11 protein-coding genes are annotated in these 21,874 nt (G+C 74.0%); 9 read left to right on the top strand and 2 right to left on the bottom strand.

Annotation, left to right across the window (positions count from 1 at the left end):
- Nucleotides 1-5: 5 nt before the first annotated feature.
- Nucleotides 6-1,010 (bottom strand): LuxR C-terminal-related transcriptional regulator, encoded by a 1,005-nt coding sequence (locus tag AB0F29_RS21680; RefSeq protein ID WP_361874323.1) that lies wholly within the window; start codon nucleotides 1,008-1,010, stop codon nucleotides 6-8.
- Between the two features lie 82 nt (nucleotides 1,011-1,092).
- On the opposite strand from AB0F29_RS21680, the gene AB0F29_RS21675 reads away from it, so the two are divergent.
- The 7 genes from AB0F29_RS21675 to AB0F29_RS21645 all read left to right on the top strand — a co-directional run bounded on the left by AB0F29_RS21675 (nucleotide 1,093) and on the right by AB0F29_RS21645 (nucleotide 17,537).
- On the top strand, nucleotides 1,093-2,550 hold the full coding sequence (locus tag AB0F29_RS21675; RefSeq protein ID WP_361874539.1) for an MFS transporter: 1,458 nt from the start codon (nucleotides 1,093-1,095) through the stop codon (nucleotides 2,548-2,550).
- Nucleotides 2,495-5,848, top strand: a complete 3,354-nt coding sequence (locus AB0F29_RS21670; RefSeq protein ID WP_361874321.1) for a beta-ketoacyl synthase N-terminal-like domain-containing protein — start codon at nucleotides 2,495-2,497, stop codon at nucleotides 5,846-5,848. The genes AB0F29_RS21675 and AB0F29_RS21670 overlap by 56 nt, the downstream gene beginning before the upstream one ends.
- Complete coding sequence (locus AB0F29_RS21665; protein ID WP_361874319.1) at nucleotides 5,845-11,763, top strand: MupA/Atu3671 family FMN-dependent luciferase-like monooxygenase; 5,919 nt, start codon at nucleotides 5,845-5,847, stop codon at nucleotides 11,761-11,763. The genes AB0F29_RS21670 and AB0F29_RS21665 overlap by 4 nt, the downstream gene beginning before the upstream one ends.
- Nucleotides 11,760-13,061: a M18 family aminopeptidase gene (locus AB0F29_RS21660; RefSeq protein WP_361874317.1), complete on the top strand. Its 1,302-nt coding sequence runs from the start codon at nucleotides 11,760-11,762 to the stop codon at nucleotides 13,059-13,061. The genes AB0F29_RS21665 and AB0F29_RS21660 overlap by 4 nt, the downstream gene beginning before the upstream one ends.
- A gap of 82 nt (nucleotides 13,062-13,143) precedes the next feature.
- A complete protein-coding gene (locus tag AB0F29_RS21655) occupies nucleotides 13,144-13,887 on the top strand; it encodes an alpha/beta fold hydrolase (protein ID WP_361874315.1) in 744 nt (247 codons plus the stop codon).
- Between the two features lie 119 nt (nucleotides 13,888-14,006).
- Entirely contained in the window at nucleotides 14,007-14,873 is an 867-nt protein-coding gene (locus AB0F29_RS21650; protein WP_361874313.1) for an SDR family oxidoreductase, read from the top strand.
- A 57-nt stretch (nucleotides 14,874-14,930) separates the two neighbouring features.
- Complete coding sequence (locus tag AB0F29_RS21645; RefSeq protein WP_361874311.1) at nucleotides 14,931-17,537, top strand: amino acid adenylation domain-containing protein; 2,607 nt, start codon at nucleotides 14,931-14,933, stop codon at nucleotides 17,535-17,537.
- A gap of 125 nt (nucleotides 17,538-17,662) precedes the next feature.
- Here AB0F29_RS21645 and AB0F29_RS21640 read toward each other — a convergent pair whose 3' ends face one another.
- A complete protein-coding gene (locus tag AB0F29_RS21640) occupies nucleotides 17,663-19,216 on the bottom strand; it encodes a ricin-type beta-trefoil lectin domain protein (RefSeq protein WP_361874309.1) in 1,554 nt (517 codons plus the stop codon).
- Nucleotides 19,217-19,321: 105 nt separating this feature from the next.
- Here AB0F29_RS21640 and AB0F29_RS21635 point away from each other — a divergent pair, with 105 nt between their 5' ends.
- Nucleotides 19,322-20,737, top strand: coding sequence for a class II fumarate hydratase (locus AB0F29_RS21635; protein ID WP_361874307.1), 1,416 nt, complete (start codon nucleotides 19,322-19,324; stop codon nucleotides 20,735-20,737).
- 144 nt (nucleotides 20,738-20,881) lie between these two features.
- A complete protein-coding gene (locus AB0F29_RS21630) occupies nucleotides 20,882-21,568 on the top strand; it encodes a DUF402 domain-containing protein (RefSeq protein ID WP_361874305.1) in 687 nt (228 codons plus the stop codon).
- The last annotated feature ends 306 nt before the right edge of the window (nucleotides 21,569-21,874 follow it).

The following is a 21,874-nucleotide window of genomic DNA, read 5'->3' as shown; positions in this document are numbered from 1 at the left end:
GCGCGTTATCGGCCGTCCAGCAGGCCCGATGTCGCGACCAGATACCCCAGTTGCGCGCGGCTGTTGCTGCCCAGCTGCTCGGAGACCTTGCGCATGTGCTCGGCGACGCTGCGGCGGCTCATGCCGATCCGGCGGGCGATGGCGGCGTCCGTCTCGCCGTTGACGACGGCCTGGAGGATGGTGCGCTGGAGGTCGGAGGTGACGACGGGGGTGCGCAGCGGCGCGCGTTCGGGGCGGACCGGGACCGCCCGGGACCACGCCTCGTCGAAGTGGCGGGCCAGGAAGCGGACCAGCGACGGGTGCTGGACGCGCAGGGCGGTGTGCGGTTCGTCGGAGAACGGGATGAGGGCGAGGTCCTGGTCGAAGACGATGAACCGGTCGGCGACCTCCGCCAGGGTCCTGACCTCGGCGCCCTCGGCGGTCACCTGCTCGATGTAGGCGAGCGTGGTGCGGTCCGAGCGGACGGTGTGCTGGTAGAGGGTGCGCTGCCGGATGCCGCGGCGCAGGTTGCCCAGGTCGCGCGGGAGCGACTGCTCCAGGACGTGGGCGGGGCGCCCGCCGCCGGGGTGGGCGGTGCGGACCTCGGCGCGGCAGCCGCTGACCCCGGCGTCCAGGGCCTTGCCGATGACGGCCGTGCCGGAGAGCCGGGTGAGGACGGGGCGTTCCTGCCGGTGCATCTCGGCGTAGAGCCCCTCGAAGGCGGCGAGGGTGGCGCGGGCGGAGCGCAGGGTGCGGCGCTGCTCCACGATCGCCTCCTCGATCGGGGCGAGCGCGGCGAACGAGGCGGTCTCCGGCGGTACGGGGATGAGGTAGCCGGGTGATTCCTGGTCGGCCACCATCAGGTGCAGGGACCGCAGGCAGGGGGGCGCGGCGCCGGCCGGGAGGCGGCCCTCCGTCAGCGCACGACGATAGGCCGCGAGCGCCGCCTCGCAGGGTTGTTCCGGTATCGACCGGTCCGAGGGTGATTCACGGCAATCACATACCGGTGAGGGGGAATGATCGTCCTTCACAAGGATGCAGATTACCTTTGTGCAATCGTGAGGCCCCCGTCCGGCGTCCGTGCTCGACGAGTATGTCCGGGTGACATCTGGAATGGGCAGTGCGGACGGGCCGAAGGCGGACGAGGCGGACGGCGGTGCCCGGAAGTCCCGGGAGGCCCAGGAGGATCGGGATACCGCGGTCTCCGAGCGCCGTTTTCGATTCCTCGTCGCCGGATACGCGGTGTCTTCCTACGGCACTTTCCTGAATATGGTGGCGCTGAATCTCTTCGTCTACGAGACGACGGGCCGGGCGCTGGCCATGGGGCTGTTCATGGCCGTGCGGCTCGCCTCCGGATTCGTCGCCGGCCTGGTCGTGGGCGGCCTGCTCGCCCGTTTCAGCGCGAAAAACATCATGCTGTGGGCGAATGTCGGACAGGGCGCCGTGATGCTGGTGCTCATCCTGGCGCCGGACGGACTGCTGACCGGGGCGCTGATGGCCGTCTCGGTGGTGATCGGGGCGTGCGGAACGCTGTTCATGGTGGCGCTGCGCAGTTCGATCCCGGAGATGGTCGGGGAGGACCGCAGGGCCTGGGCGAACTCCCTCTCGATCACCGGCCGTTCGCTGGCCATGGTGGCGGGGTTCGCCTCGGCGGGTGTGGTGGTGTCCCTCGTGGGGTACACGGCGGCCTTCGTTGTCGACATGGCGACGTTCGTGGCCTGCGCGGTGACGGTGGCCCTGCTGCCGATCGCCGGAGGCAAGGGAGCGGACGCCGCCAAGGGAGCAGGCGGCAAGGGAGCGGACGCCAAGGGAGCGGATGGCACGGCCGCCAGGGGCTCCGGGGCCGGGCTGGACGCCTCGGGCGCCGCGTCCGCGAAGGGCGGCAGGCGCTGGCGGCCCGTGGCCTTCCTCGCCCTGGCCGCCGCACCCGGGATGGGCCTGATGGTGGCCCTGCGCGGGGTCGACGCGTTCGGCTCCTCGTCCCACAACGCGGCGCTGCCGATCTACTCCACCTCGCTCGACGCGTCGAATCCCGCGGTGTTCGTCAGCGCTTTCTGGTGCGTGTGGGCACTCGGCAACATCGGGGCCCAGCAGGTGATCCAGCGGTACGCGCAGCGCACCGGACGCTCCGTGGGGGCGCTCGGATTCGGCTACGGCACGGTGGTGATGTCGGCGGCGTTCATCGCGGCGTTCGCCGGGTTCCCGCTGGCCGTGACCGCGGTGATCGCGCTGATCGCAGGGGCCGCGGACGGCCTCACCGAGGTCGCGTACACCTCGCATCTCCAGACACTTCCGGCCACCTTGCGCGGCCACGCCTTCGGTCTTTCGGCCACTTTCGAGAACCTCGGCTTCGGCGTCGGCATGATCCTTGTGGCGGCGGCCCTCGACCGGTTCTCCCCGCTGGCCGTGGTGGGCTGGTCCCATGGCGCCGCCATCGTCGTCGCCGTGGTGTTCCTGCTGAGGGTGGCGGGAACGCGGCGGGTGGGGCGTGCGGGGCTGCGAAAGGAAGAAGCCGTTGAGGGACGACCGGATCGCGGTGATCGGGACGGCGCTGAGGTTTCCGGGGGCTGACACCCCCGAGGCGTACTGGCGCGACATCCGGGCGGGGGTCGGCCACGTACGCCGTTTCACCCGGGCCGAGTTCGCCGCGGCGGGGGTCCCGGCGGCGGAGTACGAGCGACCGGGGTTCGGCGGGGCGAGCGCGCTCCTGGCGGACGTGGACGGCTTCGACGCCGGGTTCTTCGGGATGAGCGGGCGGGAGGCTGAGCTGACCGATCCGCAGCAGCGCCTCTTCCTGGAGTGCTGCTTCCACGCCCTGGAGGACGGGGGTTACGCGGGCGGCGAGGACCGTTGCGCGGGCGGCGACGGCGGCCCCGTACGGATCGGGGTGTACGGCAGCTCCGGTTACCGCCTGTACTCGCTGCACAGCTACCTCGCCGAGAACCTGGCGGGGGAGGCCGGCTCGGGCGACTGGATGACCGCCAAGCAGGTCCAGGTCGGCAACTACCCCGACTTCACCGCCACCCGGGCTGCCTTCCGGCTCGGTCTGACCGGTCCCGCGCTGACCGTCTCGACGGCCTGCTCCAGCGCTCTCGTCTCGGTCCATCTGGCCTGCCAGGCGCTGCGCGCCGGGGACGCGGAGCTGATGCTGGTGGGCTCCGCCGCCCTGCATCTGCCGGGGGTCACCGGCCAGGTCCCGGTGAAGGGCTCCACCCTCTCTCCCACCGGCACGGTCCGGGCCTTCGACGCGGACGCGGACGGCACGGTCGGGGGGAACGGGGCCGCCGCCGTCCTCCTCAAACCGCTGGCACGCGCGCGGGCCGACGGCGACACCGTGCACGCGGTGATCCTGGGCTCGGCGGTCACCAACGACGGCTCGGACAAGGCGACCAACGACCGTACGGGGAGAGGGGGGTTCGCCGCCCCCGGGGTCGCCGGGCAGCGGGACGCGGTGCTCGGGGCGCTGCGCGCGGCGGACGTGGACGCGGCGTCGATCGGCTATGTGGAGGCGCACGGGACGGGCACGCTGAAGGGCGACCCGATCGAGTTCGCGGCCCTGACCGAGGCGTTCCGCGCGCACACCGACCGGACCGGCTTCTGCGCGCTCGGCTCGACGAAACCGGCCATCGGCCACCTGGACAGCGCGGCGGGGCTGGCGGGGCTGATCAAGGCCGTCGAGGTGCTGCGGCACGGAGTGGTCCCGCCGCTGGTGAACTTCTCCCGGCCCAACCCGGCGCTGGCGGTGGACGACAGCCCGTTCCTGCTGCCGGTACGGGAAAGTGCCTGGCCGCTGCCGGGGGTGCGGCGAGCCGGTGTGCACTCCATCGGCATGGGCGGTACGAACGCTCATGTGATCCTGGAACAGGGGCCGGAGACCCCGCGCACCGCGTCGGTCTCCGGCGATGTGCCCGCGCCCGCGCTGCTGCCGCTCTCGGCCGCCGACGGGGACGCGCTGCGGGCGTACGCCGCCGCGCTGCGGGACCGCCTGGCGGGCGGATCGCCGCCCTCCCTCGCCGATCTGCTGACCACCACCGCGCTCGGGCGGCGGCATCTGCCGCACCGGCTGGTCGTCACGGGTGCGGATCCGGTGGCCGGTCTCGACGCGTTCCTGTCCGGGGCCCCGGAGGGCGAGGCGTACACGACCGGGGTCGCCGAGGGCGTACGGGAGCGGCGGCCGGTGTTCCTCTTCAGCGGCCAGGGCGGCGGGCATCCGGGCATGGGCGCGGAACTCGCCGCGCGCTTCCCGGTCGTGGCCGAGGTGCTCGACGCCTGCGCCCAGGTGTACGCGGAGGAGGCCGGGCGGGACGACTTCCTGGACCGGGTCGTCGGCGGACGGGGTCCCGAGCGGTGGGACACCGCCTTCGCGCAGCCCGCCCTGTTCGCCCTCCAGCTCGCCCAGGCCCGGCTGTGGGAACGGCTCGGGGTCACCCCGGCCCGGGTCGCCGGGCACAGCGTCGGCGCGTACGCGGCACTGTGCGTGGCCGGGGCGCTGGAGACCGAGGACGCGATGCGGCTGGTGTGCGGGCGCGGGCGGCTGATGCAGGAGCGGACGGCCCCGGGCGCGATGGTCTCCGCGTTCGTCCGCCGGGCCCGGGTGCGGGAGCTGCTGGCCGCCGTCCCCGGGCTGGAGCTCGCCGTGGTCAACGGCGCCGCGCACCACGTTCTGGGCGGCCCGCCGGAGGCGGTGGACGCGGCACGGGCGCTGCTGGCCGCGCGGGGTGAGGCGTATGAGGTGCTGGCGGTGGACCGGGCCTTCCACACGGCGCTGCTCGACCCGGCGCTGGAGGACCTCCGGGTGCTGGCCGACAAGGCGGAACTCCGGCCTTCGCACACGGAGTTCGTCGACGGCATCGACGGCACGGTCCGCCCCGCCGGGTGGCGGCCGGACGCCGCGTACCTGGTCGCGCAGGCCCGCCGCACGGCGGACTTCGCCGCCGTCCTGGACCGGCTGGCCGGGTCCCCGCTGCTGCTGGAGCTGGGCCCGTCCGCCGTGCTGACGGGGATGGTCCGCCGGTCGCTGCCGGACGCGGTCTGCGTACCGACGCGGCGGTGGGAGCGGGCGGTGGCCGCGCTGCACTGTGGCGGGGCCGGGGTGGACTGGGCGGCGCTGCTCGACCGCTGCGGCGGCCGGCGCGTGCGGCTGCCCACGTATCCCTTCCAGCGCCGGTCACACTGGCGGGGCCCGGCCCCGTACACATCCCCGGTACCGCCCGGCCCGCCGCCCCCGCCCACCTCTCCGCCCCCGCCCACCTCTCCGCCCCCGCTCACCTCGCCCACCTCGCCCACCTCGCCCACCTCGCCCACCTCGCCCACCTCGCTCACCTCGCTCAGGGAGTTGACCGCCCCGACCGGCGGGGCCGCTCACCCATCCCCACGCTCCACGGAGGACCGCATGACCGAACAGGCCGTACTGGACAGGGTGCTGGAGCTGACCGCGCGCCATCTCGGCCACCGGCCCGACGAGGTCGCCGCCGACCGCACGTTCGTCGGCCTCGGCGCGGACTCGCTCCAGCTCATCGGGATGGTGCGGCAGTTGGAGGCCGAGTTCTCCACGGAGATCAGCATGCGGGAGGTCCTGGAGGAGGCGGGCACACCCCGGCTGACGGCAGCGCTGATAGCCGGGCGGCGGACTCCACCGCCGACGGCGGCGGTGGGGCCGGCGCCCGTGCCCGCGCCTGCTTCCCTGCCCGTGCCTGCTTCCGTGCCCGTGCCTGCGGCCGACGGGTCCGTGTACGCCACCAGGGCCGAGGTCGCCGCCCTCTCCGAGCAGCTGCGCCAACTGGCCGAGACCCAGGCCACGATGCTCACCCAGCTCTCCGAGGCCGTCGCCCTGCTGACCGCCCGCACCACGGGGACGGACGGCCGATGAGCACGGGGATACCCGAATCCGCCGAGGCCGGGAACGGGAACGGGGCCGGGAGCGGCGCCACCGCCCCCACCCCCGCCGACTCGGCCGCCGAGGCCGTGGCGCGGGCGGCGGAGCTGTCCCGCGCGCTCACCGCCCGGCTCGCGGAGGCCCGCCGCCAGGTCGAGGCGGCGGACGACACGGAACCCACCGCCGGGGAGGCCGCTCACGGCCCCCGTCTCGTCGTGGACGCGGCGGGCGGGATGGCGGGGGCGGGGGCCGACGAGGCCCAGCTGGCCCACACCGCCTCGCTGGTCCGGCGGTTCACCGAGCGCACCCGTACCTCCAAGGAGCTGGCCCAGCAGCACCGTTCGGTGCTCGCCGACAGCCGCGCCGTCGTGGGGTTCCGGGACGCCACGAAGGAGATGCTCTACCCGGTCGCGGCCCGCTCGGCGCACGGCTCCCGGCTCACCGACGTGGACGGCAACACCTACACCGACATCACCATGGGGTTCGGGGCACTTCTCCTCGGCCACGAGGCGGAGCCCGTCACCGAGGCCGTGCGCCGCCACCTCTCGGACGGGCTGCGCTTCGGCCCCCGGTCCCCCGACACCGGGGAGGCCGCAACCCTGCTCGCCTCGTTGACCGGCCTGGACCGGGTCGCCTTCGCCTCGTCCGGTACGGAGGCGAACTCGGCCGCGATCCGGCTGGCCCGCGCCGCGACCGGGCGCGACAAGGTCGTCATGTTCCGGGGCTCGTACCACGGGCACATCGACTCCGTCCTCGGCCGGCCGGGCGGGCCCGGGCAGCACGCCGTGCCCGTCTCCCGGGGCATCCCGGCCAGCGCGGTGGCGGAGCTGATCGTGCTGGAGTACGGGGCCCAGGAGTCCCTGGAGACGATCGACGCCCTCGGGGACGGCATCGCGGCCGTCCTCGTCGAGCCCGTGCAGTGCCGCAACCCTGGGCTGCGGCCGGTGGAGTTCGTCCGCTCGCTGCGCGAACTCACCGCCCGCCGGGGCATCGTGCTGCTCTTCGACGAGATGCTGACGGGGCTCCGCCCCCACCCACGCGGCGCACAGGAGCACTTCGGGGTGGTGCCGGACCTGGCCACGTACGGCAAGGCGCTCGGGGCCGGCTTCCCGATCGGCGCGGTGGCGGGGCGGGCGGATCTGCTCGACGGTGTGGACGGCGGGTTCTGGCGGTACGGGGAGCCCGGCGGCCCCTCGCGCGAGACGACGTTCATCGGCGGAACGTATATGCAGCACCCGCTGTCGATGGCGGCGGCCCGCGCGGTGCTCACCCACCTCACCGAGCGGGGGCCCGGCCTCCAGAGCGGGCTGAACGCCCGCACCCAGGCGCTCGCCGACCGGCTCAACGCGTTCTTCCGCGACGAGGAATTCCCCCTGGAGCTGGCCCACTTCGGGTCGATGTTCCGCTTCCGGCACCGCGCCGACCTGGAGCTGCTCTACCACCACCTCCAACTGCGCGGCGTCTACGTGTGGGAGTGGCGCAGCTTCTACCTCTCCACCGCCCACACGGAGGAGGACGTGAACAGGGTCGCGGAGGCGGTGGAGGGATCGCTGCGCGAGCTGCGCGACGGCGGCTTCTTCCCCCGGACCACCCGGACCACCCGGCCCACCGCCGTACCGCGCGCCGACGTACGGCGTCCCGCACCCGAGTTCGGCATCTACTTCTTCGGTGACTATCCGGAGACCGGCGGGAGCGACGGAGCCGGCGGGAGCGGCGTCCCGGAGGCGTACGACACCGTGCTGGAGACCGCGCGCTTCGCCGACGAGCACGGCTTCTCCTCCGTCTGGCTGCCCGAGCGGCACTTCGACTCCTTCGGCGGGATCTTCCCGAACCCCGCCGTGCTCGCCGCCGCCGTGGCCCGGCAGACCGGGAGCGTCCGCATCAACGCGGGCTCGGTCGTGCTGCCGCTGCACGATCCGGTGCGGGTCGCCGAGGAGTGGTCGGTGGTGGACAACCTCTCCGGCGGCCGGGTCGGCATCGGCTGCGCCACCGGCTGGCACGCCAGGGACTTCGCCCTGCACCCGGACCGGTTCACGGACCGGCGGCGGATCGCTTTCGACCACCTCGACGAGGTGCGCCGGCTGTGGCGCGGGGAGGCGGTGCGGCGGCGCACGGGCGAGGGCGCGGAGGCGGAGATCCGGATCCGGCCGCGCCCGGTGCAACAGGAGCCGCCGTTCTTCCTGGCAACCTCCGGCCAGCGGGCGTCGTACGAGGAGGCGGCCCGGCGCGGCCTCGGGGTCGTCACCAACCTGATGAGCCAGACCGTGGACGAACTGGCCGCGAACATCGCGCACTACCGGCGTACGCGTGCGGAGTGCGGGCTCGACCCGGCGGCCGGGCGGGTGACGGTGCTGGTGCACACGTATCTCGGCGACGACCACGCCACCGCCCGGGCCGAGGCGCTGGAGCCGATGGTGCGGTATCTGCGGTCATCGCTGCTGATGCGCTCGGCGGCCACCGCCGCGGGGTCCCGTCGCGAGGACGTGGCGGCGGCGGGCGAGGAGGACCTGGACTATCTGTTCCGCCGCGCGTACGACCGCTACTGCGACCGGCGGGCCCTGATCGGCACGCCGACGAGCGTCGCCCCGTTCGTCGACGCGCTGCACGGGGCCGGGGTGGACGAGATCGCCGCGCTGGTCGACTTCGGGATGGACCGGGAGCGGCTGCGGTCGGGGCTGGAGCACCTGGACGTGCTGCGCCGCCGGACGAAGGAGCGCGACGCCCGGCCCGAGGACACCGTCGCGCCCGCCACCTCGGCGCAGCGGCGGCTGTGGCTGGCCGCGCAGCTGATGGAGAACCCGGCGGCGTACAACGAGACGGGGGCCGTACGGCTGCGCGGTCCGCTGGACGTGGCGGCGCTGCAGGCGGCGGTGGACGGCCTGGTCGAGCGGCACGCGGGGCTCCGCACGGTGTTCCGGGCCGAGGAGGAGACGGGCGTCGTCCAGGTCGTGCGGAACGGGCTGCGCATCCCGTTGACGGTGACCGACGCCCGGGGGCAGGACGCCGAGCGGGCGATCGGGGCGCTGCTCGCCGAGGAGAGCGGCCGGGCCTACGACCTGGCCGGGGGGCCGCTGTTCACGCCCCGGCTGCTCCGGCTGGCCGAGGACGACCACGTCCTGGTGCTCGGTACGCACCACATCATCACGGACGGGCACTCGGCGGCGCTGATCGCCGGGGACCTCCAGGAGCTGTACACGGCGGCCCGCGCCGGACGGACGCCGGTCTTCGACCGTCCCGCCGGGACGACCGTCGGAGCCCCCGAGCCTGCGGCCGACGTGGCCGACCTGGCCTGGTGGCGCGAGCTGCTGGGCGACCGGCCGCCGGTGCTGGTCCTGCCCACGGACCGGCCGCGCGGTCGCCGGGTGGCGGGGCGCGGTGGGGCGGTGGCCCGGGCCGTGGGCCGGGAGCGGGCCGACCGGCTGCGGGAGTGGAGCGGGCAGCAGGGCGTGACCCTCTTCGCCACGCTGTGCACAGCGTGGCAGCTGGTGCTGCGTCGGCGGTCGGGGCAGGACGCGTTCCTGCTCGGCACGACGTTCGGGCGGCGGTCGCCCGCGACGGCGGACACGGTCGGGTTCCATGTGGCGCTGCTGCCGTTGCCGCTGTCCGCCACCGACGCGACCTCGCCGTCGGAGGCCGTACGGGCCACCGGGCAGGCGCTGTTCGCGGCGGACGAGCACAGCGGGGTGGACCTGGACGCGCTGCTGGCGGACGTCCATCCGGACCCGGGGAATCCGCGCCCGCTCGTGACCGTTTCGGTCGATCTGGACCGGGCGGTGCTGGCCGGAATCGACCTGCCCGGGCTGCGGGCCGAGGGGGTGGCGGCCGGGACGGAGTCGGCACCCCTGGAGCTGGCCCTGATGGCCACCCACGTTCGGGGCGGAGGCCTGCGGCTGCGGCTGCGCTACGACGCGGATCTGTTCGACGCGGCGACGGCGGAGGGGTATCTCGCCGAGCTGGACGAGCGGTTGGGCACGATGACGGCCCCGGGCACGGAGGGCACGGAGGTCACGGCCGTATCGGACACAGCGAACACAGCGGACACGGCGGCCGGGGCGGACGCGTCCGCGCCGGGCGCCGCGACGGAACCGGACGGCACCCGGACGGCCTCCGGCACCGCCGTGCTCCTCCGCGAGGTCTGGGAGTCCGTCCTCGGCCGAGCGGGCTTCGCCGCCGACGGCAACTTCTTCGACCTGGGCGGCAATTCGATCGCCGCGATCCGCCTGGTGAACCGGGTCCGGGACACACTCGGGGTCGACTACCCGCTGGCGGACTTCTTCGCCGACGCCACCCTGCGTGCCATGACCGAGCAGTTGGCGGGCGGCCCGGAGGCGGGCGGGCCGGACACGGACGGGACAGAGCCGGACGGGCCGGACACGCACGAGCCCGGGGCGGACGGGCCGGACACCAACAGGCCCGGGACGGACGTCGTGGCCGTCGTCGACCGCGCCCACGTCAGCGACCAACAGGCCCGGATGATCGCCGGGCACCACGCCATGCCCGACCCCGCCGTGTGGAACGTGCCGACGCGCATCACGTTCACCGGGGCGCTGGACCCGGCGGCCCTGCGGTCCGCCGTGACCGAGCTGGTCGCCCGGCACGACGGGCTGCGGATCAGGTTCGCGCAGGAGGGGGCGCCGGACGGGCCGTGGTGGCAGGAGGTGCTGGCCGCGGAGCCGGTGGCACTGCCGGTGGAGGATCTGACCGGGCTGCCCGCCGCCGAACGGCGGCCCCGGGCGGACGCCCTGTGCCGGGCCGACGCGGCGGCCCCCTTCGACCTGGGGCGGTCGCTCCAGCCCCGGACGCGGCTGCTGCGGGTCGAGGAGGACCGCTGGGAGCTGATGTTCGTCCTGCACCACGTCTGCGCCGACGGCTGGTCGCTGTCCGTGCTGCTCGCGGAGATCGCCGCGCTCTACACGGCGGCCGCCGCGGGCGTCCCGCACGGCCTGCCCGCTCCGGCGATGCAGGCGCCCGGGTACGCCCGGTGGCAGCGGGAGCGGCACGATCCCGGCGTCGAGGCGGAGCGGGCCGCGTTCTGCGCCCGTTACCTGGAAGGGGTGCCGTCCGCCGTCCCCGTACCGACGGACCGGCCGCGCCCGCAGAAGCTGAGCGGGCACGGGGACACCGTGCGCGGGGTCGCGACGGGTGAGGTGCGGGCGGCGGTGGAGAAGCTGGCGGCCGAGCGGCGCACCACGCCGTTCGCGGTCGCGGCGGCGGCCCTCGGGGTGTTCCTGGCCCGGCTGTCGGGAGAGGAGGACACCTTGCTGAGCGTGCCGTACGCCAACCGTGAGGACACCGCTTCGGAGTCGCTCGTGGCGATGACGTCCACCGCGGTGATGGTCCGCGTACGACTGGATTCGGCCAATCTTGACGAGACCTGCGCGGAGTTCGCGGTCCGTACGGGCGCGGGCGCGCTCGGTGCCATGGCGCATGTGCTGCCCACCGCGCGCATCATGCAGGCGATGCGGGACGCTGGCGCTGTCAGCGTCCCGGACCGGGTTCCGCACGTCCTGGCGTTCCAGAACTCCGTCGACACGGACATCGAGATCCCCGGGCTCCGGGTCGAGGTGGCCGATCTGGCACCGCCGCTTTCCCGCACCGAACTGTGCTTCGGACTTGCGCCGCGCCGGGACCCCGCGAAGGGTTATCGAACGTTCCTGGAATTCTCCACCGACCTGTGGGACCACACGACCGCCCACGACCTTCTCGCGTCGTACACCGACCTGCTCGCGGAGTTCAGTGCCCGGCCCGACCGGCCGGTGCGGGAACTCCTCGGGGGGCGCCCCTCGCAGGGGCCCCCGGGCGAAGTGCCCGGAGGCTCCGCCGGGGACGCCAGCGCCGGGCCCGACCAGCCCGGCGGACCGTCACCCTCCCCGTCACTGCCCAACACCGGAAAGGCGGACGCCGTATGACTCCGGCCCCCCACCGCAGCCACACCGACGACCTGCTCTCCTTCATCGCCGCCAGCCCTTCCCCGTACCACGTGGTGGCCAGTGCGGCCCAACGTCTGGAGAAGGCCGGTTTCCGCGAACTGCGCGGCACGGACGACTGGACGGGCGCGACCGGCGGCTGCTTCGTCAGCCGCGCCGGTGCGCTGATCGCCTGGTACGTTCCCGAGGACGCGCCCGCCCACACCCCGTTCCGGATCGTCGGCACCCACACCGACTCCCCGAACCTGCGGATCAAACCGGCACCGGACACCGGGACTTCGGGGTGGCGGCAGATCGGTGTGGAGATCTACGGCGGGGTCCCGCTGAACACCTGGCTCGACCGGGATCTGGGCATCTCCGGCCGCCTGGCCCTGCGCGGCCCCGACGGCGCCCCGCGCAGCCGACTCGTACAGATCGACGAACCCCTGCTGCGGGTACCCCAGTTGGCCATTCACCTGGACCGTTCGGTGAACGAGGGCGTGGCCCTGGACCGGCAGCGGCACATCGCTCCGATCTGGGCGCTGGGCGACCCGCGGGAAGGCGAGCTGCTGCGCCTTGTCGCTTCGTCCGCCGGGGAGGACCCGGCGGACGTGCTGAGCTGGGACCTGATGCTGCACGACGTCCAGCCCCCCGGATATCTGGGCGTGGACCAGGAGTTCGTGGTGGCGTCCCGGCTGGACAACCAGGTCTCGGTGCACGCCGGAGTAACCGCTCTGGTGGACGCGGCGACGGGGACCACGCAGCCCTCCTTCGTGCCGGTGCTGGCCGCCTTCGACCACGAGGAGGTCGGCAGCGGTTCCGAGACGGGTGCGCAGAGTCCGCTGCTGGAGCGGATCCTGTCGCGGTCCGTGTCGGCGCGCGGCGGCAGCGACGAGGACTGGTCGCGGGCGCTGGCGGGCGCGTTCTGCGTCTCCGCCGACATGGCGCACGCGGTCCACCCCAACTACGCGGAGCGGCACGACCCCGACCACCGCCCGATCCCCAACGGCGGCCCGACGGTCAAGGTGAACGTCAACCAGCGGTACGCCACCGACTCCACCGGCTTCGCGGTGTTCACGGCGGCGGCCGAGCGGGCCGGGGCTCCCTGGCAGCCGTTCGTCTCCAACAACGCGATGCCCTGCGGTACGTCGATCGGCCCGCTCACGGCGGCCCGCCTCGGCGTCACCACGGTGGACGTGGGGGTGCCCGGCCTGTCGATGCACTCGGCGCGCGAGCTGTGCGGCGTGCGCGACCCGGGCTATCTCGCCGCGATCCTCACCACGATCATGGTCGGAGACTGACGGACCCGCCCGGCCCCGCCGACGGGCGCGGTATCCGGAAGAACAGAAGAGAAGAACAGAAGAGAAGAGAACAGGAACGACCGTGGCCGACGACGAGACCGTCCTCATCTGCCTGCCCTTCGCCGGGGCGGGTCCCTCCTTCTTCACTCCCTGGCAGAAGCTGGCCCCGGAGGGTCTGCGGATCCTCCCGGTGTCGCTGCCGGGGCGCGAGAAGCGGTTCCCCGAGCCCGCCCACACCTCAGCGGCCCCGGCCGTCGACGACGCGTACGCGCAGGTGACGGCGGTCCTCGGTGAAAGGAGTGAAGGGGACGGGAGCGGCGGCCCGGTCGTGCTGTTCGGGCACAGCATGGGCGCGGTCCTCGCGTACGAACTGGCGCACCGGATCGAGCGGTCGGGCGGGCCGATCCGCCTGTCCGCGCTCGTGGTCAGCGGTGCGCCCGGCCCCTGGACGCCGCGCACGGACCGGGCTGACGGGCTGCCGGACGAGGAGTTCGCCGCCCGGGTCCGGGCGTTCGCCGGGTACGACCACCCGGCGCTGGCCGACCCGGAGATGCGGGAGCTGCTGCTGCCGACGCTGCGGGCCGACGTCCGGCTCCACGAGACGTATGTGCCGTCCACGGACAGCCCGTTGGGTGTCCCGGTCATCTCCGTTCGGGGGCGGGAGGACACCCTGGTCGGGGCGGCGGAGGCGGCCGAGTGGGGCCGGGTGACGACGGGGAAGCTCACGGTGGCCGAGCCGGCCGGCGGGCACATGTATCTCACCGAGCGGCCGGGCGAGCTGCTGGAGCTGGTGGCCGCCGAGGTGCGGGCGGCGAGGGGCCGGTGACGGGCGGCGACGACGGCGGCCGACCGGGGCCGGTTGCCGACGGCGGTGGTGGTGGTGCGGGGCCTGCGGCGGGCGGCTTTGGTGCCGAGCGTGCGGCCGACGGCGGTGGTGCGGGGAGCGTGACCGGCAGCGGTGGTGCGGGGCCTGCGGCCGGGGGCGGGGCCCGGCTCGCCGGGCGGACGGCGCTGATCACGGGAGCGGCGCGCGGTCTCGGCCGGGCCTGTGCCCTGGCCTTCGCCCGCCAGGGTGCGGACCTGGTACTGCTGGACGTGGCGGGCGAGTTGCCCGGGGTGCCGTATCCGCTCGGTTCCGCCTCGCAGCTCGCGCACACCGGGCGGCTCTGCCGCGAGGCGGGGTCCGCCGTACTGACCCGGCAGGCCGACGTCCGGGACCTGGCGGCGCTGGAGTCGGCGGCGGAGGCGGCCGAGGAGCGCTTCGGGCGGATCGACGTCCTGGTCAACAACGCGGGCATCGCCGCCCCTTCGGGCCGCCCGGCGCACGAGATCACCGAGGCCGAGTGGCAGCTGATGATCGATGTGGATCTGGGCGGTGCGTGGCGGGCGATCCGCGCGGTCGGTGGCCGGATGGTCGCTCAGGGGTCCGGCTCGATCGTCAACATCGCCTCGACGGCGGGCCTGGTGGGCTACCGGCACTTCGCGGGGTACGTCGCGGCCAAGCACGGCCTCGTCGGCCTGACGAAGGCGGTGGCCCTGGACTACGCGCCCCGGAAGGTCCGGGTCAACGCCGTGTGTCCGGGCTCGGTGCGGGACGACGAGGCGATGGAGGGCCGGATGCTGGCGGAGATCGCCCGCTCGCTGGAGGTCCCGGTCGCGGAGCACGGGGCCGCGTTCGTCCGGGACCAGCCGATGAACGCGCTGGTGGAGCCGGACGATGTGGCGAACGCGGTGCTCTGGCTGGCATCGGACGAGTCCCGGCAGGTGACCGGCAGTGTGGTGACCGTGGACGGCGGTTTCACCGCCCGCTGACCGTCCGCTGACCGCCGGTATCACCGTATCCCCCTCTGTGGACGAGGAGTTGTGCACGTGCCGCCTGCCCATCACACCCTGACGGTCCCCCTGCCGCCGACCGTCACCGACACCGCGCTCGCCGCCGGCCTCGCCACGGCGGCGGAACTGTGGTGGCCCGGGGAGCGCCGCCCCCGGCTGTGGACGGAGACCGTGCCCGCCCCGGCCGGCTCCGACGCCGCCGCCCGGCGGCGCGCGGCCGAGGCCCGCCGCCCGGTCGCGCCCGGACACCGGCTGCGCGCGGTGCTGCTGCGGTACGCGGGCGAGCACCCCGCCGACCTCGTCCTGACCGCCGACGGAGCCGCGCTGGACACCCGGTCGTTGCGGATCGTCGCGCGGGTGCTGCTGGGCGAGGTGCCGCTGGACGCGGTGACGCCGCACGACGGGCCGCTCCCCCCGGACCCGCGCATGGACGGGGAGACCCGGAGCCTCGCCGCCGCGCTCGCGCTCACCGCCGGGCGGTACACGGGCGCGGCCTCGGTGCGCGTCGCCGTCCCCGCACCGGCCCGGGACCGGCCCCCCTACGCGCTGGGGGCGCTCGACGGGTACGCGGTGTTCACGGCGGACCTGTCCCCGGGGCGCACGGTCGCGGACCTGCTCGCCACGGAGCCGGCCTCCCCGGCCGAGGGCGACAGTCCCCCCGCGCTGATGCTGGTGGCGGGCGACGGGGACGGACCCGCCACGCTGCCGACCGGTCCGGACGCACCCTCCGTACCGGCGAGTCAAGTGGAGCGCGTAAGGCAGCAGTTGACGAGCGGTGCGCCCAACACCCCGCTCCGGTTCCTGGATCCGCTGAGCAGGGCGGAGTCGGTGGCACAACTGACCGCAGGCTCACCACGAAGGGCCCCCGCCGCCCTCCGCGTCGACGAGGCCCCCGCCGCCCTCCGCGTCGACGAGGCCCCCGCCGCCCTCCGCATCGACGAGGCCTTCGCCGCCCAGGCGACCGCCCGCCCGGACGCCCCCGCGCTCACCGCCGGGCCTGCCACCCTCTCGTACGCCGAACTGGACTCCCGGGCCGAGGAGTTCGCCGACGGCCTGTACGCCCACGGTGTCCGCCCGGGCGATCTCGTGGGGCTCTGCCTCCCCCGCGGAGCCGACCTGGTGGCGGTGATGCTCGGCGTCCTGAAGGCGGACGCGGTCTACGTACCGCTGGATCCGGAGCATCCGGCGGACCGGCGGGAGCGCACCGCGAAGGACGCGGGGGTCCGGCTGACCGTCGAGGACCCGGCCGCCCTGACCGGCCACCCGCCCCGCCCCGCCGCGGAACGGCGGGAGGGCGGCGCCCCCGCCTACGTCATCCACACCTCGGGCTCGACCGGCCGCCCCAAGGGGGTCCTCGTCCCGCACGCCAACGTCACGGCCCTGGTCGACGCCGTCCGCGACGACTTCGGCCTCTCCCCCGACGACACCTGGACGTGCTTCCACTCGGCGGCGTTCGACTTCTCGGTGTGGGAGGTCTGGGGGGCGCTGCTGACGGGCGGCCGGCTGGTCCTCGTGGACCACTGGACCTCGCGCTCGCCGGAGGACTTCCACGCGCTGCTCGTCCGGGAACGGGTGAGCGTGCTGAGCCAGACCCCGTCGGCGTTCACCCAGCTCGCGGCTGCCGAACGGACGGGCGGTGACCTGTCCGCCCTGCGGCTGGTGGTGCTGGGCGGCGAGCCGCTGGACACCCGCCCGCTGCTGGGCTGGTTCGACCGGCACCCGGAGGACCGCTGCCGGCTGGTCAACATGTACGGGATCACCGAGACCACCGTCCATGTCACGGCGGCCACGGTGACCCGCCGCGAGGCGCTCGCCGGTTCCCGGTCGGTGGGACGGCCCCTGCCGGGCTGGACGGTCCGGGTCCTGGACGCGTACGGGCGGCCGGTGCCGCCGGGTGCGCCCGGCGAGATCCATGTGGGCGGGGCGGGCGTGGCCCTGGGCTATCTGGGCCGGCCCGCCCTGACCGCCGAACGCTTCGTCCCGGACCCCCTGGACCCGGCCGGGCGGCTCTACCGCAGCGGCGACCTGGGGCGGCTGCTGCCCGACGGCACGCTGGAGCACCTGGGCCGGATCGACGACCAGGTGAAGGTGCGGGGCTTCCGGATCGAGCCGGGCGAGATCCGGCACGTCCTGCTGGAGGACCCGGCGGTGTCGGCGGCCGCGGTCACCGTGACGGGCGGCGGGGGCGGGGACGCGGCGGCCGTGCGGATCGACGCGTACGTGGTCCCGGCCACGGGAGCGGACGAGGACGCCGGGCCCGTACGGGAACGGGCGGCCCGGCTCCTCCCCCCGCACATGGTGCCCACGACGGTGACCGTGCTGCCGGCCCTCCCCCTCACCGCGAACGGCAAGCTGGACCCGGCCCGGCTGCCCCCGCCCGGAGCGCGCCGGCCCCCTGCCGCACCGCCCCGCGAGACCGCGCCCACCCCCGCCGGCGTCCTCGCCGGTATCTGGCGGGATGTCCTCGGCGTCGAGGAGATCGGCCCGGACGACGACTTCTGGGACCTGGGCGGCAATTCGCTGTACGCGATCCGGATCGGCACCCTCGCCCGGGAACGCGGGCTGCCCGGCATCCCGCTGCGGCAGCTGTATCTGACGCCGACGCTGGGAGCGCTGTCCGAAGCGCTGGCCCGGGAGGCGTGAGAGGGGACATGACGAAGGGCATGACTGGGGGGCACGACGAGGGAGGCGGGGTGAGGGAGGCACGACGATGGAGGCAGGGCGAGGGGGCGACCGCACCGCGCCGGTCGCCCCCTCGCGCACAGTGGCTACACGAAACGCTGGTTCGCGCCGCCGTCGCACGTCTGGAGCTTGAGCGGGTCCTTGGCCCCCGCCAGCGTCAGACACAGACCGGTCGCGGCGGCCGGGCGGACGGTGCCCGCCTGCCGGACGAACTTCTGGTTGGCCGCGCCCGAGCAGTCCCACACGACGAGCGTGGCGCCGGTGTCGTACCTGGCGCCGGGCACGTCCAGGCAGCGGTCGTGGCTGAGCGCGGTGCGAGCCGTCTGCGTGCCGGCGTCGTACCACCAGCTCTGGTTGCGCCCGCCGTGGCAGTCCCAGCCGCCGATCGCCGTGCCGTTACGGGTGACCGAGGCGGGCACGTCCACACAGGCCCCGGTCGCCTCGTTCCTCAGCGGGGCGAACAGGTCGTCGAAGGCCGCTCCCGTCAGGACCGGGTTCCCCGTGCTCGCCGGGTCGGCGCAGCTCGCCTCGCGCAGCCCGGAGTCGTACAGCTGGGTGAGGCAGGAGGCGAAGGCCCGGTGGCCGGCCGCGTTGGGGTGGAAGGACTGCCGGACGGAGTTCTCGTCGGGCAGTCCCGGCTTGCTCACGTCGATGAACAGCCCGCGCGCCCAGGTGTTCTCGGTGCAGACCTCGTGGCCGTGGAAGAGCCGCGAGTTGTCGAGATAGGTGGCTCCGGTGGCGGTGGCGGCCTTGCGCATGCCGACCTGGAAGGCGGGCACGGCGGTGTCGCGGCCCCAGGCGGTGTCGGAGTCGTAGCCGAGTCCTCCGCAGACGAGCTTGCCGGGGAACTTCGGGTTGTCGCGGAAGTCCGGGCCGATCGGGCTGGGGTAGCCCATCAGGACGAGCTTGTAGTCGTTGTCTCCGTATCCGGCGTCCGTCATGACGGTGCGCAGGTCGCGGACGGTCTGCTCGACCTTGGGGACCAGGGCGTCGACGCGGGCCTGCCAGCCGCCCGCGTACTTCGGCTCGCAGGGCCCCTGGAGGCTGATGTAGCGGACCACGCAGTCGGTCATGACCGGGCCGAACTGGAGGTCGTCGTTGGCCCCGGCGACCAGGACGATCATCTTGATCCGGGTGTTGCGGGCCTTGATCGCAAGGCTGTCGCTCTGCACGAGCTCGTCGGCGTACTGCTTGTTTCCGCCGATTCTGATGTTTCCGGTATAGGCGCCGGAACACGAGACGTTGTACGTGACGTCCGCCGCGATGCCCGTGCGGTGGATGGCGGCGTCCGGTGAGCGGTGGCACCAGTTGTCCGGCCCGTTGGTGCCGGGGTCGTAGGTGCCGACACCCTCGCCGGAGATCTCGCTGTCGCCGAGCGAGATCAGCCCGGTCCTGCGGTCGCCGAGCGGCCGCTCGGCGGGGCTCCCGTACAGCTGGGTGGCCTCGGCGGCCCGGACGGCTTCCAGCGCGGGCGGGAGAGGAGTGGATGCGATAGAGCTGGTACCCGACTCCGTCGCGCCCGCGGGTCCGGCGGCGGCCATACCGCCGACGGCGGCCGCGAGAGCGACGGCGGCCGCGACCGTACAGCGGAGCCGGCGAAGGCTTCCGAGCCCTCGAAGTCTGGTGCTGGTGCGCCTCATTGCGCCTCCCGGTAGTGGTTACCCCCGGTATTTACTGGTCGGTAGGCGACTTGGGAATACATGGAACAAGAGAAGTGCTCATCTTTTTCAGGAGGTTTAAACACCATGGTCGACACGTCAGGTGACATGCCCGAGGGCAGCGGGTTCCGGATCGAGCACGACTCGATGGGTGAGGTGAAGGTCCCCGCGGGCGCCAAGTGGCGCGCCCAGACCCAGCGGGCGGTGGAGAACTTCCCCATCTCCGGGCAGCGTCTGGAGCGGGCGCACATCGAGGCGCTGGCCCGGATCAAGGGGGCGGCGGCCAAGGTCAACGCCGAGCTGAAGGTACTGGATCCGGACATCGCCGCCGCGATCCAGGAGGCCGCCGCCGAGGTCGCTTCGGGCCGCTGGGACGAGCACTTCCCGGTCGACGTGTTCCAGACGGGTTCGGGCACCTCGTCGAACATGAACACCAACGAGGTGATCGCCACCCTCGCCACCGAGCGCCTCGGCCGCGGGGTCCACCCCAACGACCATGTGAACGCCTCCCAGTCGTCCAACGACGTCTTCCCGTCCTCCATCCACATCGCCGCCACCGCCGCCGTCACCGCCGACCTGATCCCCGCCCTGGACCACCTGGCGGAATCCCTGGGGCGGAAATCGGCCGAATTCGCGGAGGTCGTGAAGTCCGGCCGTACGCATCTGATGGACGCCACCCCGGTCACCCTCGGCCAGGAGTTCGGCGGCTACGCGGCCCAGATCCGCTACGGCGTGGAGCGGCTGCGCGCCTCCCTCCCCCGGCTCGCCGAACTCCCCCTGGGCGGTACGGCGGTGGGCACCGGCATCAACACCCCGCCCGGCTTCTCCGCCGCCGTGATCGCGGAGGTCGCGGACGCCACGGGGTTGCCGCTCACCGAGGCCCGCGACCACTTCGAGGCGCAGGGCGCGCGGGACGGGCTCGTGGAGACCTCCGGCCAGCTGCGGACCATCGCCGTGTCCCTGACCAAGATCTGCAACGATCTGCGGTGGATGGCGTCGGGTCCGCGCACCGGCCTCGCCGAGATCGCGCTGCCCGACCTCCAGCCGGGCTCCTCCATCATGCCGGGCAAGGTCAACCCGGTGATCCCGGAGGCGGTCCTGATGGTCGCCGCCCAGGTCACGGGCAACGACGCGACGGTCGCCACCGCCGGCGCGGCGGGCAACTTCGAGCTGAACGTGATGCTCCCGGTCATCGCGAAGAACCTGCTGGAGTCCGTACGGCTGCTGGCAGGCGCTTCCCGGCTGCTCGCGGACCGTACGGTCGACGGCATCACCGCCGACGTGGAGCGGGCCCGCGCCTATGCCGAGTCCTCACCGTCCGTGGTGACCCCGCTCAACAAGTACATCGGCTACGAGGAGGCGGCGAAGGTCGCCAAGAAGTCCCTGAAGGACGGGACGACGATCCGCGAGACGGTCCTGGCCTCGGGCTACGTCGAGCGCGGCGACCTGACGATGGAGCAGCTCGACGAGGCGCTGGACGTGCTGCGGATGACGCGTCCGTGAGCGGGGGCGGGACGCCCGGTGACACCCGAGGGGGTCCCGGTGCCGTCCGGGAGCGCCACGTGAGGCCCGAGGGCGTCCGGCGGATCGGGGGCCGGGTGATCTGAGTCGCAGCGGGCCGGTGGGAGCGCTCCGTAAGATCTATCCATGACAGGTACGGGAGAGTGCGCACGCTGGGCGCCGGGGGACCAGATCCTCTGGCGCTACCGCGACAACGGCCGGGCCCACCGGGCGGCCGGCGTCCCGCCCGTGCACATCTGCCGTCCGGTGACCGTCGTCCAGGACACCGACGAGCTGCTCGCCGTCTGGATGGCGCCCGGCACCGAATGCGTGCGGCCGGTGCTGGCCGACGGCACCCAGGTGCACGCCGAGCCGCTGGCCACCCGCTACACCGCGCCGCGCACCACGGCCCGCTCGACCTGGTTCGGCTCCGGGGTGCTGAAGCTGGCCAGGCCCGGGGACCCGTGGTCGGTGTGGCTGTTCTGGGACCGGGGCTGGATGTTCCGCAACTGGTACGTGAACCTGGAGGAGCCCCGGACCCGGTGGTCCGGAGGGGTGGATTCCGAGGATCACTTTCTCGACATCTCCGTGAACCCCGACCGGAGCTGGAAATGGCTCGACGAGGACGAGTTCGCCCAGGCTCAGCGCGTCGGTCTGATGGACCCGGAGACCGCGGCCCGGGTCCGGGAGGCGGGCCGCGCGGCGGTCGAGGTGATCACCGGGTGGGGGGCTCCATTCCGGGACGGCTGGGAGCACTGGCGGCCCGATCCGCGGTGGCAGGTGCCGCCGCTGCCGGATGACTGGGACCGCACCCCTGCCCGTATGCCGTCGTGAGACCCTGGAGAGACCCTTCGGGCGGTCCGGTCGGCAGGTCCGGGCGCACGGAGGGCTGATCGCCGCAACCAGCGGGCGCCACACCGGAACTGACCACAAGTCACCACACCGGTCGTGCGGAGGGACGGGCCACGGACCCGGACGTTCCGCTCGGTCGCGGGAGCCACTACGAGGGGGTGGAGACGTGCACGCTGTCCGCTGCCCTCTCGCCGCGTCCGCCGCCGGAGGGGTCGCCCGTCGGCCATCTCCGGGGCGCTCGGTTTCGGCCCCTTCATCGGGGGCATCCGGTGACAGCCGTTGTTCTTC

Source organism: Streptomyces sp. NPDC026589 (assembly GCF_040638385.1).
In the GTDB taxonomy this organism is placed as follows: domain Bacteria; phylum Actinomycetota; class Actinomycetes; order Streptomycetales; family Streptomycetaceae; genus Streptomyces.
This window is presented reverse-complemented; position numbering and strand designations above follow the sequence as displayed.